Source organism: Bacillus cereus group sp. N6, from assembly GCF_016483705.1.
GTDB lineage: Bacteria > Bacillota > Bacilli > Bacillales > Bacillaceae_G > Bacillus_A > Bacillus_A wiedmannii.
Window position 1 is genome coordinate 1 of the sequence record NZ_JAEHBI010000023.1, and the last position, 13,219, is coordinate 13,219.

A 13,219-nucleotide genomic window follows, 5' to 3' on the forward strand; every position below is an offset into this window, starting at 1 on the left:
AATTTTCTATAATCGTAAAAGAATTCATTCAGCGAATGGTTACTTATCACCGGCTAAAAAAGAACGTATGTACGAATCGGAGGCTGCATAATTGAAATTATCTGTGTCTATTTTATTGACTTAATATCAAATATGAACATCATTTTCTTCTAATCGCTGTATTAGACGTTCAAAGTCTTCTTGTTCAACAGAAAATGCAATGTGCGTATAAGATTGATGAATCTCATTTCTCGGAATATGTTTCTCTTCATTAAGTGCTATCCATACTCCACATATGTTAAAATACGCCAATTTTCTCCCTTTAACTAATAATTCTCCCCCTAATACTTTTTCATAAAACATAATAGAGTTTTCTAAATTAGACACTGAAAAACAAAGATGATTGATTCCCCTTAACAACTATAATTCCTCCTTATACAAAAAAGATGAGCGAAAATTCACTCACCTTTTATTATACTATTTCTTTGTAATATATGCCCATTTATAACTGAAGTCCCCGCCAAACGTATGATTAGCAATACCTTTTACAAACGGCTTCTCTAAATAAGCTGTGCTTTGTTGATACGTAGGAGAAATGGCAGCATCTTGACCAATTAAGATTTTTTCAGCTTCCGCAAGTGCATTCCAGCGTGCTTTATCATCTTTTAATAGCTCTCCTTTTGATTTCGCTACTAAATCATCATACTTCGGATTAGAATAATTCATTTCATTAAATGAGCTTCCAGTAACAAACATATCAATATAAGTCATTGGATCTGGATAGTCAGGGCTCCATGCAGATAATGAGAATTCATATTCGAATTTCTTTTCTAAATCTAGCTTCTGCTTGTATGGTTGCTGTTTCAAATTCACTTTAATACCAGGTAAGTTTTTCTCTAATTCTTCTTTAATAAAGTCGCCTACTTTTTTACGGCTACCATTATCATCATTTAGTAATTCAACCGTAATTGTATCTTGACCAAGCTCTTTCTTCGCTTCTTCCCATAATTTTTTTGCTTTCGCTGCGTTATCTTTACTATCACGGAAGTTTTTATTTACAGAGCGGAAGTCTTTTCCATCCGGACCTGTCGTGAATTTTTCAGGTACTAAGAAATATGCTGGCAAAGAACCGTCATTTAAAATGACATCAGCAATTCCTTTTTTATCGTATGCTAAATCAATCGCTTCACGTACTTTTTGGTTTTTAAATGTTGCATTTTTTTGGTTAAAACGCAAGAAATACATACGTGGATCTAACTTCGTTTTAAATTCATCTGGCTTATTCTTTTTATATTTATCAACAAATTCAGAAGTTAAAATAACTCGATCTGCTTGATCACTATCATATAAATTTACTCCAGTGCTTGTTTCCTTCACAATACTTACATTAATTTCGTCTAACTTTACAGTATCTTTATCCCAATAATTAGGATTTTTCTTTAACTGATAATTTTGTTCATGTTTCCATTGACTCATTGTAAATGGTCCATTATATAATAATTTATCTGCTTCTAATCCGTATTTATCTCCTTGCTCTTTCACATATTTTTCATTTAATGGGAAAAATGTAGGGAACGACGTAAGCTCAAGAAAATAAGGTGCTGGTTGCTCTAATTCTACTACCAACGTTTTATCATCCTTCGCTTTAACACCCAATTGATCTGATGGTAATTCTCCTTTATTTACTTTCTGTGCATTTTTCACATCAAATAAAATGAATGCATATTCTGCCGCTATTGCTTTATCTAATGTACGTTGCCATGCATATACAAAATCTTGTGCTCGAACTGGATCACCATTTGACCATTTCGCATCACGTAATTCAAATGTATATGTCTTTTTATCTTCACTAATCTTCACATCTTTTGCCATGCCTGGTGTTGGTTTATTATCTTTATCTAGACGATATAAACCTTCCATTGCATTTACAAAGGCACGGAAAGATACAGAATCCGTTGATTTAGATGTATCCATTGAAGGAATTTCAGCTGTTTCTAGCAAATTTAAAACTTGTTTATCTGCCATTTCCTTATTCGATTCTTTCTTCGTTGTCGAAGCCTTCTCACCATTCCCACATCCTGCAACCAATACACTTGTCGTTAACGCAAGTGCAGCAATTGTTGTTGTCTTTCTCTTCATTCTTCCTTCCCCCAATCTATATGTATAAGTTAAATCTCGTATAATATATTTCATTATACAAAAGATTCTGATTATTTTAAATATTTATTTTAACAAACATAGAAAAAAGCGGTCGGAAGTTTCTTTCCAGCCGCTTTTTTGAATCGCATTTACTTGTAATCCATCCTCTATATCAAATGGATTTTGAACCTTAAATATTTCGTCCATCATCTTCAAAAACTCTTCTTCATTTTTAGATTCACCATTAACCGTAAGCGAGTACGGTTCCACTTCACCCAATTTATAATCGACAACAAATTGAATCGTCACCTTTTGTCTTGGTGCTCCCGCGTTATATCCTTGGAATTCTACTAATTCTAACCCTTCCGTTCCACGATAATATATCCAACCTGAATTTTGAAAATAATTTTCGAAAGATTCACCTATTGAAAAGAAAGGATATTCATAAAGCGAGCTTGTACGAACCTTTTGTATAACGTCTCGATCAGTCGGAAAAAAGAAATGACTAAAAAATATGCTAGCAACTGCTAAAATAGTAACAATTGTCGCTCCCATTTTGCTCGTTCCGCCGCTATCATGGATAAGATAGTTTTCAACTGATTTATCTTTTATTTCTCTTGCTTTTATTCGGTATATACGTCTTTCCGCAAATTGATAGTATAATCCATTTGCAAAAATCCCCATTCCAAACAGAATAAAAATGAGTAATAAAAACGTAAGAGGCACCATATTAATGATTGGCAGTGCTACATTGAAACCCATATAATAAGAAAACGCATCACACGCTACTAATAACAATACAAATAATGCTGCCGGTAAATAGTACTTACGATATCCAAGCCAACCTATATTGAAAATAGTTGCCCAACCATTCCAGCTCCACCTAGCAATCCGCTTATTCTCAAGCTCCCATTTTCTTTTGTAATACGGATATTGTCTCCCTACATATACTTCTAGTTCTTTATCTATTAACGAGCTACTTTCACCTTGTTCATTATCCAACTTTCGCTGACAACTTGCACAATTTAACTGTTCCTCCTCGCAAGGTTGCCCACAATTTATACATTTCAAAACAATCCCTCTTCCCATCCATACGTCATTTCATAATACCTTCGTGTTTTAATAACCACTCTTTCCTCCATAAACCACCAGCATATCCAACAAGCTTTCCACTCTTTCCTATTACACGGTGACATGGAACGATTATTGAAATTGGATTCCGACTATTTGCCCCTCCTATCGCCCGTACAGCTTTCGTATTTCCAACCTTCTCTGCAATATCTAAATATGAAGCACTTACGCCATAAGGGATAGTATAAAGCGCATCCCATACATTTTTTTGAAATACTGTTCCCTCAGCAGATAGCGGGACTGTGAACTCTTTTCTTTTCCCCTTAAAATATTCATCTAGCTCATTTATACATTGATCTATTATTTCATTTTTATGTTCTTCTTGTCTCTCATCAACAAATATAACAGACGTAATTCCTTTATCGTTCGCTGTAATTTCCAGCAAGCCTAATTCACTTTCATAATAAGCCTGGTACATATGTCATCCTCCAATTCAATTCATATTAATTATTGTAACACGAATAGACAAAATTTTTCGTATAAGCGTTTTATTAGGGAAACAAAAACAAGAATGATACAATGTAAGAAAATTCAATCTAGGAGGCTATTGGATGAATTCTGAACTTTTTTCACCTTATACAATTAAGGACGTTACATTAAAAAACCGTATCGTTATGTCACCTATGTGCATGTATTCATCAGAAAACGAGGATGGCCAAGTAACTAATTTCCATCACGTTCATTACGGAACAAGAGCTGCTGGTCAAGTTGGTTTAGTTATGATCGAAGCAACAGCCGTGTTACCTGAAGGAAGAATTTCTAATAAAGACCTAGGTATATGGGATGATAGCCTAATTGAAGGCTTACATAAAACGACAACTTTTATACATGATAACGGCGCAAAAGCCGCCATTCAACTTGCTCACGCCGGAAGAAAAGCTGAATTAGAAACGGATGCTCTCGCTCCATCCGCAATTCCGTTTAATGAAACTATGAAAATCCCAGTAGAAATGAGTATACAGCAAATAAAAAAGACCATATTAGCTTTTCAAGAGGCTGCAATACGATCCAAACAAGCTGGATTTGACGTTATTGAAATACACGGCGCTCACGGTTATCTTATTAATGAATTTCTTTCTCCACTTTCTAATAAACGGACCGATGAATATGGAGGTTCACCTGAAAATCGCTATCGTTTCTTACGTGAAATCATTGACTCAATAAATGAAGTTTGGAACGGACCGTTATTTGTTCGTATTTCAGCAAACGATTATCATCCTGACGGTTTAACGGTTCAAGATTACGTTCCATATACAAACTGGATGAAAGAACAAGGAGTAGATTTAATTGATTGTAGTTCTGGAGCTGTTGTTCCGGCACACATCGATGTATATCCCGGGTATCAAGTGCAATATGCTAAACATATTAAAGAACATGCTAACATTGCAACTGGGGCTGTTGGTTTGATTACGAATGGAGTACAGGCAGAACAAATTTTAAATAATAACGAAGCAGATTTAATTTTTATCGGACGTGAGTTACTTCGCAATCCTTACTTTCCAAGAATAGCCGCCAATGAACTTAGTTTTGAGTTAGAAGAACCGTATCAATACAAACGAGCACCGGGGAAACTCCATACAAATAAATAAAACCGAGAATAATATGTACTACTGAATCTAGAGGAATAAAAAGTATACTATAAGATAACGTATGTTATTTCATAATATCGTTTTAAGGTGGATCAACATTTTGCTTGATACACCTATTTTTTTATGTATTTATCTCCCTTTCTGAATATGTGACAGGGTTAAAAATCGAATTCCACAATCATGATTACGAAAAAAAACAATTCCTCAGATTAAGTGAGAAATTGTTTTTTCATATAGTAGTATTCTACATATTAATTCGTTTGTTTCGTTTATAACTCCAACAATTTTAAGTATCATTTACAAATAAGAACGATGCGCTGGCCATGAACCTTGAAGCTTGCGAAGTTGCACAATTTGCCCGGTATGATAAGCATCGTGCAAAAGGATGTTCATATATTGTTGCCAAATTGGTAGAGAAGGAGTTAATTGATTTAGTTCTGCTTCTTGAAGGGATATTAATGCAGATTGTAAGGCATCATGCACTTGAATTGTTCGCAACACTGTTTGTTGCCAAGCATCCTCATCATTACGTCCACCTTGGACAAACGTTTCATCATTATTTTGTGGCGCCACAAATGTTTCATCTTGATGCAAGCGGGCAAGTAAGCGTTCTTTAAAGATAAGTAAATGGTTTACATTTTCCCAAATCGTATTACTAGCCTCTCCTTCTGGTTGCCAACATGCTTGTGCAGCAGTAAGGTGCTTTAACGCGTCTGATAAAGGTGGATACCATTCTTCTTCGTAAAACACTTGCTTAATTCCATTTTGCAACATTTCTTTTTTACTCATTCTTATATCCTCCTTTTGCAAATCTCCCAAAAATACGGAGTAGTACATATAGGACTTTTATATCTTCGGAACCCAATTCCCTTCAGATTTTACTCAAACAGATTATTTCCAAATAGAAAGTATATTCTATTTGATTTATTGGCATTACAAACAATGGATATATGATAGTAGTATATTTTCAAATGAAGTGAAACATTCTTATAAGACGAAATCATCCGTTAGTATAATACGACTCTAAAAATAGCATTGCAATAAACGAGGTCACTTGTCGTACTAGAGTTGGAGACGTATAAAGTGAAACTTTAATCCGCGGGGGTTTTGCTGTCCACAAATAGCGGGATAAGAATGCGATTTGCATAATAAATTATCGTAAAAAAGGAGTGGGATTCCCACTCCTTTTTTACTTTCTTATAATTGCTAAACTACATGTATTTACTATTCATTCAAGATTCAAACTTGATTTTTAATACATGCCATTTTTCACGTTTTTTATTCTATCGTTGTAATTTCATTTGAGTTATAAATATAAATACCCGTTTCTTCTCTCAATGCAGTTATATACATCCCTTTCGCCACATCTTTCGCTGAAATTGGTTTATACTTTTTGAAAGCCCCTTTAAATATAAAAGGAATGATACGAGATAACTTTTCAGCCATTCGTTCACCGAAACGAAATTCTTGTCGATTTCCTACTAATAAAGATGGCCTAAAAATGTGAATACCACCAATGACTAACTTTTGTAATTCCTCTTCCATTCTCCCTTTAACTTGCGAATAAAAGAAAAACGATTTAGGTTTTGCTCCCATTGAAGACACAACAAGGAAATTTTGTACCCCTTGTTTTTCAGCTAAACAAGCAGCTCGTAACGTATATTCATAATCTACCTTTTTGAAATTTGCCTTTGTTTTTGCTTTTTTGATTGTTGTTCCTAGACAACTAAATACGTCATCTACAGCAAAAAACTCTTTATATTCCTCTAACATCGAAAAATCTATTTGCTTTTGCTGTAATTTTTCATGTTGCCATTGCATTGGTTCCCTTACAAAAATAGTAACCGAATCGTAGTAATCTGATTCAAGTAATAGACGCGTTATCTCTTGTCCAACTAAACCACTTGCACCAAGTACTAACGCTGTTCGCTTATTCATATATGCATATACCTCTTATTTTACTTTTCTCTCCTTCAGTAAAATACAACTTTTAGGAGTTTCCTGCTCTCATTTTACCACAAGTAAAGCACTATGCGTACGCATAGTGCTTTACTCACTGTTTTTTCTCATCTTTCTCTCGCAATTTTGTTACTGTTGATGCATCTCCTAAATTACTTATTAATCTTCTTAAAAAAATTAAGACTAATGCTAATGGTAATACTACCGCTAATATCAATAAAATAGCTTCCATTAAGTAACCCAAACACTCATCCCCCTCTACACCCTCCTTTCAAATATATGAACGTAGCGTTGTCACATATGCATGCATTCCTAAAAATAATACATCCAAATTTGACAACTTTATAACAAAAACAAATCGGAATGATTATTATTTATTGCAACTTTATAAAAGATGTATTATACTAAGTTCGCAAACTAAAACGTAATTATTCCGTTTTGTATTAAAATGATATTTTTCTTCTATAATTGGGGAAAATATATCCGTAAAAAAAGAAAAGAGGAGAACTTCATGCCTAAAAGATTGACTATATTTTCATTCTTACTTATTTTCACTTTAATTTTTACTGGCTGCTCAAATAAAAAAGAAGGTAATGCCAAGAAAGACGGAAAGCTAACTGTTTATACTACTATTTTTCCTCTTGCAGATTTTGCAAAAAAAATTGGTGGCGACTATGTAACTGTTGAAGCGATTTACCCACCTGGTGCAGATTCACATACATTTGAACCAAGTCAAAAACAAACAGTACAAGTTGCAAAAGCCGATTTATTCGTTTATAACGGCGCTGAATTAGAACCATTTGCTGAAAAAATGGAAAAAGCATTACAAAAAGAAAATGTTAAAATTGTAAATGCATCAAAAGGTATTGAACTGCGTACTTCTACTGAAGAAGAGCATCATGATCACGGAGACGGCCATAAAGAGGATGAACATCATCACGATAAAGACCCACACATTTGGTTAGACCCTACTCTAGCAATGAAACAGGCAGAAAAAATTAAAAATGCACTTGTAGAATTACAGCCTGATCATCAACAAGAGTTCGAAAAAAATTTCGCAGCACTGCAAACAAAATTTACTGATTTAGATGATCAATTTAAAGCAGCTGTTGCGAATGCAAAAACGAAAGACATTTTAGTTTCTCATGCGGCTTATGGATACTGGGAACAACGCTATGGCCTGAAACAAATTGCTATCGCTGGTATTTCAGCTTCTAATGAACCATCTCAAAAACAGCTTGCTGACATTACAAAAACAGTAAAAGAACATAATCTACAATATATTTTATTTGAAACATTCTCTACACCAAAGGTAGCGTCCGTAATTCAAAAAGAGACGGGTACAAAAATTTTACGCTTAAATCATCTTGCTACTATTTCTGAAGATGATGCGAAGAGCAATAAAGATTACTTCACTTTAATGGAAGAAAACGTAAATACATTAAAAGAAGCTACTAACTAATCAAATTTTTAAAAGAAGCTGAATATGTCATTCAGCTTCTTTTTTATTTGTTCTTACTTGACTTGACCAAAATAACAAGTAAAATTATCCATATTAGCTTTTAAGCTATATTAATTTAGAAGGTGAGTTGGAATTATGACTCTTCACATTTGTGAAGTTACAGCAAAAAATTGGCGTTCGGTAGCTGCTTTAAACGTCGCAAAAGACCAGCAGCAATTTATTGAAAGCAATGCGTTTTCTCTAGCAGAATCATTATATGAGGGAAACGGAACGTCAGTAGGTTTATATGATGGAGAAACACTTGTAGGATACGCAATGTATGGATGGTATTGGGAAAAACGTAAAAGTGTGTGGTTAGATCGCTTTATGATTGACGAGCAATATCAAGGAAAAGGATACGCAAAACGTTTCCTTCGCATACTCATTCAATTCTTACAAGATAAATTTGAATGTAAAATAATTTATTTAAGTTTACATCCAGACAACAAACTCGCAATGGGATTATACGAGTCATTTGGTTTCCGTTTAAATGGTGATATTGATGACGAAGGTCCAGTTGTAGGTGTTGTAATGGAGTTACTATTAGATGAACATACAAGCCTGTGAAAACAGGCTTTTTATTATCCTTCGTTTTTTGCAATCTAGCATTTTTCTACAAAATACTTAGTTAAGTTAAAAAATAAGCCTGCAATATATGCAGACTTATTTCACACACTCCCCGAAATGTTCTTGGAACCATTCTTTATTAATATCTTTTCCGATAAACACAACTTCACTTACTCGTTCTTCGCCCTCTTGCCACTCTCTATCATATGATGCAGCAAACAGTGTATGCACACCTTGGAAAACGATACGTTTATCTACTCCATCAATCGATAAAATTCCTTTGTAGCGATATAAATACTCCCCTAGCTCTTGAACGACAGCTGACATCCACTCATTTAGTTTTTGTAAATCTAACGGTCGCTCTTCGCGTAGTACAAACGACTTTACCCCTTCTAGATGATTATGCTCTTTATGAGGATAAATTTGTAACGTATCTTTCGTTTTAAACGTTTGAATTTGTAGTAACGATGGAATATCTACATCACAGTTAGTCGCCTCGATTAACTTTGCAGTTGGGTTAATACCTTGCAGTTCCTGCAATAGATTTTCCTTTTCACTTTCATCCACTAAATCTAATTTATTTACTAAAACGACATCAGCAAATGCAATTTGTTCCTTTGCTTCTAGTCCTTTTTCAAAATGTTTATGTATATGATAACTATCTACTACTGTTACAACGCCGTTAATTTGGTATGCAGATTGAATCACAGGATCTAAAAAGAATGTTTGAATAATCGGACCTGGATTTGCAAGACCAGTCGTTTCAATTACTAATCCATCAAATTCCATTTTACCTTCTGCTTTTACGTCCAGTAATTGTTTTAAAGCGACTAGTAAATCTTCACGTACAGTACAACATAAACATCCATTCGTCATCTCCATAATCTCTTCTTCGACATTCATAATCAGCTGATTATCAATACCAATTTGTCCTATTTCATTTACAATCACTGCTAATTTATGACCGTGATTTTCTGATAAAATGCGATTTAATAATGTCGTTTTCCCTGATCCAAGAAAACCAGTTAATATTGTTACTGGAATCATTTCGTACATCTCCTTATAGCTATATGTTTTTACATTATAGCATATAGAGAAAATCGTTTTTGTAGCAAAACATATTTATTGTATGTACGACACTGTAACTATATAATAATATGTAGCAAGAAAGCCTTTTCAAAAAATGATTCATTCATCAAGGAGGTACTTATAATGGAACGAGTTCAAATGGCCGAAACACTAGAATTTTCTCGTATTATTCAAGGTTTTTGGCGTTTAGCAGAATGGAATATGCCAAAGCAAGAGTTACTTTCTTTTATGGAAGCTTGTATGGATATGGGAATTACTACTTTCGATCATGCTGATATTTATGGCGGATATACGTGTGAAGGATTATTTGGAGAAGCGTTACAACTCAAGCCTTCCTTACGCGAAGACATGCAAATTATCACAAAATGTGGAATCGCTCCCCCATCACCAAAATTTCCAGAGAGATATGTTGCGCACTACAATACGAGTGCTGAACATATAATAAAAAGCGCGGAAGACTCACTACAAAACTTACATACAGATTATATTGATGTACTGCTCATTCATCGCCCTGATCCATTTATGGATCCAAATGAAGTAGCAGAAGCGTTCTCACGCTTAAAGCAAGAAGGAAAAGTCCGTCACTTCGGTGTATCTAACTTTTTACCTTCACAGTTTAATATGTTAAGTTCTTATTTAGATTTCCCGCTCATTACAAATCAAATTGAAGTATCTGCGATGCAGCTTGAACATTTCGAAAAAGGGACAATTGATTTATGCCAAGAAAAGCGAATCAATCCTATGATTTGGTCGCCTCTTGCTGGCGGAGAAATCTTTACTGGTCAATCAGAACGTGCTGTACGTTTACGTGAAACTTTACAGAAGGTTGCTACTGAACTAGATGTTACTAGCATCGATACAGTTATGTATGCATGGCTGCTTGCTCATCCAGCTAACATGATGCCAATCGTTGGATCTGGTAAATTAGATCGTGTTAAAACAGCCGCCCTTGCTACAAAAGTTAATTTAGATCGTCAACAATGGTTTACAATTTTCGAAAGCTCTAATGGACATCCTGTACCATAATACACAAAAAGAAGAGCTGTTTCTTTACAGCTCTTCTTTTTCATATGTATTTCTAGTCATGGCAAATACACACATATCCCTTAATCCATTTCCATCTACCGCTACACTCGCACTTTCCAATGTACCTTCTAACTTAAATCCTAATTTCTCAGGTATCGCTCTACTCTTCTTATTTAAAGAATCACATCGAATTTCTACGCGATTTGCTTTCAGCTCAGAAAAAGCATAATCTGTTATACCCTTTGCAGCCTCTACCATATAACCCTTTCCACTAAACCTTGAATCAATCCAATACCCAATTTCAAATTGAGGTATATCCCAATTAATACGATGCAATCCAGCTGATGCAATAAATTCACCTGTTTCTTTCGAAAAAACTAGTAATCTTAAATCCTCACGCTGTAAAAATTGAATATGCGATTTTCTAATGCTCACTTCTACTTCTTCCTCTGTTTGCTCTTTTTGTGCAAAAACCATCCAAGGTTTTAATTCTTTCATAGAAGCTTGAATTGCATCGTATACAGATTTACCGTCACCCGGTTTCGGCATTCGAATAAATAGCCTATCAGTATAAAATTCAGAAGGAAAATCAAATAATAACGGATTCACTTTCAACACTCCTTTTAATTCTTTTATATATAATAATATCCATCTCAAACTATACAGTAAAGAAATTTCTGAATTTTATACATTTTAATTATTTACCTCTACCGCTACACGAACTCCAGATTCAATTGCACCTTGTATCCATCCGTGATATAACGTTGTATGATCACCTGCAAAGTATAATCTCCCCTCTGGTTTTATAATCGCTGGTTGTAGCTCAGATTCTTGACCTGCCTGAAATAGCGCAAATCCTCCAAGTGCATATGGATCCAATGTCCAACTTTTTGATATGCCAGACATGAACTCATCATATACTTGACCGCCTAATATGGTCGCTAAATTTTGTAGTGTGTAATAAATACGATCACCTTTTGATAACCCATCCCATAACAACGCATCATAAGACCATGTATAGCTTCCTAACATCATAGCAGGTCCTTTTTCTCCAATTCCGTGACTTGGATAATAGGCGTAACGAATTGGTAAATCCGTTATAATTCTGCCACCTAATTGTCCTTGTTCTTCCCAAAATCGACTTTTAAATTGAATTCCTATTTTCGTCGCTGGCATATAATGCAATTCACGAATCGCTTTCCATTTTTCATGAGATATAGAATTAAATGGATCTACTTCCACAAAGCGCATTGTCGAAAATGGAATTGTAATAATAACTAAATCCCCTGTAATACTACTATACTCAAAAGTTTCCTCGTTTCGATAGAAAGCTGTCACACCATTATCATGTTGTTGTAGCTTCATTAATTTTTGATTATATATAATATTTTCTTCTAATTGTGGTAAAAAGGACTTCGGTAATCTATCATTCCCGCCTACTATTTCACAAAATCCACTCTCCACTTGCATAATATATAAAAAGCGTAACGTCTCAACAAATGACCTTTCCAAAAAACCTTCTAAATCTAATAAAACACCAATCATCTCGATTGTTACTGGTGAAAAGTAAGTATTATATTGATAAGGGTAATACTTTAAAAATTGTCCTGTAGAGTATCTCCCAAAATCCTTTACTACAATATCCCAATTTTTCTCTGGGTTCTTTTTTATAAAATTTATAATGGGCTGCACCGCTAACATTAATAGCTCCTCAGACGTTTTCCCAACTTCATTCATTTCCACAGGATACTTTAATATACTTGGATCTTTTTCATATTGTTTTAATGTCGTTTTTCGGCCATTTACGTAAACGATATCTGTCTCATTCCTATTAATAAAAGGGCTTACCTGTAGCCCGAATTTTCTTATATATGCCATCGTTAATGTGTGCGAATACGGAATTCTCATTGCCCCAACATCTAAATATAATCCGGTATCTTCCATTCTAACCGTCTCTATGCGGCCACCTACCCGGTTGTTTGCTTCAAAAATCTTCACATCATGTCCTGCAGCTTTTAATAAAGATGCCGAAACCAACCCAGCCATACCGGCCCCTACTACTATAATTCGCTTCGGACGAGTCGTCTTCTTTAACCCTTTATTTATAACTTTTAACGTTTCATCCATCTCAGTGTTATACATTATATCTTTCTGCACAATTCCACCCCTTACTTCATAAAGTGAAACTATAATCAGTGGGGGGTCTTCCCCTACTGATTATTAGTTGAACCAATCGGGC

The 13,219-nt window shown here is 34.6% G+C and carries 13 protein-coding genes and 1 pseudogene; 4 read left to right on the top strand and 10 right to left on the bottom strand.

The genetic code is table 11. The annotated features are described in order from the left end of the window. Positions 1–129: 129 nt before the first annotated feature. From JDS99_RS16735 to JDS99_RS16750, 4 genes and pseudogenes are all read right to left on the bottom strand, one after another. Positions 130–399 (bottom strand): annotated as a pseudogene (locus tag JDS99_RS16735) (VOC family protein); the annotation flags it as partial. 57 nt (positions 400–456) lie between these two features. Next, positions 457–2,118, bottom strand: coding sequence for a peptide ABC transporter substrate-binding protein (locus JDS99_RS16740; protein ID WP_097906697.1), 1,662 nt, complete (start codon positions 2,116–2,118; stop codon positions 457–459). An 84-nt stretch (positions 2,119–2,202) separates the two neighbouring features. After that, positions 2,203–3,207: a DUF2628 domain-containing protein gene (locus tag JDS99_RS16745; protein WP_098133674.1), complete on the bottom strand. Its 1,005-nt coding sequence runs from the start codon at positions 3,205–3,207 to the stop codon at positions 2,203–2,205. A 7-nt stretch (positions 3,208–3,214) separates the two neighbouring features. Further along, positions 3,215–3,667 (bottom strand): methylated-DNA--[protein]-cysteine S-methyltransferase, encoded by a 453-nt coding sequence (locus JDS99_RS16750; protein ID WP_087982770.1) that lies wholly within the window; start codon positions 3,665–3,667, stop codon positions 3,215–3,217. 133 nt (positions 3,668–3,800) lie between these two features. Here JDS99_RS16750 and namA point away from each other — a divergent pair, with 133 nt between their 5' ends. Next, a complete protein-coding gene (gene namA / locus JDS99_RS16755; protein WP_087982772.1) occupies positions 3,801–4,838 on the top strand; it encodes an NADPH dehydrogenase NamA in 1,038 nt (345 codons plus the stop codon). Between the two features lie 297 nt (positions 4,839–5,135). On the opposite strand, the gene JDS99_RS16760 is transcribed toward namA, so the two are convergent. The 3 genes from JDS99_RS16760 to JDS99_RS16770 all read right to left on the bottom strand — a co-directional run bounded on the left by JDS99_RS16760 (position 5,136) and on the right by JDS99_RS16770 (position 7,041). Then, the gene (locus tag JDS99_RS16760; RefSeq protein WP_088063107.1) at positions 5,136–5,627 is read right to left on the bottom strand and encodes a DinB family protein; all 492 of its coding nucleotides are present in this window, start codon (positions 5,625–5,627) and stop codon (positions 5,136–5,138) included. 489 nt (positions 5,628–6,116) lie between these two features. Next, entirely contained in the window at positions 6,117–6,776 is a 660-nt protein-coding gene (locus tag JDS99_RS16765) for an oxidoreductase (RefSeq protein WP_048559679.1), read from the bottom strand. 115 nt (positions 6,777–6,891) lie between these two features. Continuing rightward, on the bottom strand, positions 6,892–7,041 hold the full coding sequence (locus JDS99_RS16770) for a hypothetical protein (protein ID WP_199695398.1): 150 nt from the start codon (positions 7,039–7,041) through the stop codon (positions 6,892–6,894). Positions 7,042–7,308: 267 nt separating this feature from the next. On the opposite strand from JDS99_RS16770, the gene JDS99_RS16775 reads away from it, so the two are divergent. Then, positions 7,309–8,259, top strand: a complete 951-nt coding sequence (locus tag JDS99_RS16775; protein WP_098856728.1) for a metal ABC transporter substrate-binding protein — start codon at positions 7,309–7,311, stop codon at positions 8,257–8,259. Positions 8,260–8,394: 135 nt separating this feature from the next. Then, positions 8,395–8,865, top strand: coding sequence for a GNAT family N-acetyltransferase (locus JDS99_RS16780; protein WP_088063105.1), 471 nt, complete (start codon positions 8,395–8,397; stop codon positions 8,863–8,865). Positions 8,866–8,961: 96 nt separating this feature from the next. Here JDS99_RS16780 and JDS99_RS16785 read toward each other — a convergent pair whose 3' ends face one another. Then, positions 8,962–9,912, bottom strand: coding sequence for a CobW family GTP-binding protein (locus JDS99_RS16785; RefSeq protein WP_000613417.1), 951 nt, complete (start codon positions 9,910–9,912; stop codon positions 8,962–8,964). Between the two features lie 165 nt (positions 9,913–10,077). Here JDS99_RS16785 and JDS99_RS16790 point away from each other — a divergent pair, with 165 nt between their 5' ends. Then, positions 10,078–10,980, top strand: a complete 903-nt coding sequence (locus JDS99_RS16790) for an aldo/keto reductase (protein WP_088063104.1) — start codon at positions 10,078–10,080, stop codon at positions 10,978–10,980. Between the two features lie 24 nt (positions 10,981–11,004). Here JDS99_RS16790 and JDS99_RS16795 read toward each other — a convergent pair whose 3' ends face one another. Together JDS99_RS16795 and JDS99_RS16800 are read right to left on the bottom strand one after the other, a co-directional pair. Beyond that, a complete protein-coding gene (locus JDS99_RS16795) occupies positions 11,005–11,589 on the bottom strand; it encodes a GNAT family N-acetyltransferase (protein ID WP_048543150.1) in 585 nt (194 codons plus the stop codon). 84 nt (positions 11,590–11,673) lie between these two features. Further along, positions 11,674–13,137 (bottom strand): flavin monoamine oxidase family protein, encoded by a 1,464-nt coding sequence (locus JDS99_RS16800; RefSeq protein WP_098649353.1) that lies wholly within the window; start codon positions 13,135–13,137, stop codon positions 11,674–11,676. Between the last annotated feature and the right edge of the window lie 82 nt (positions 13,138–13,219).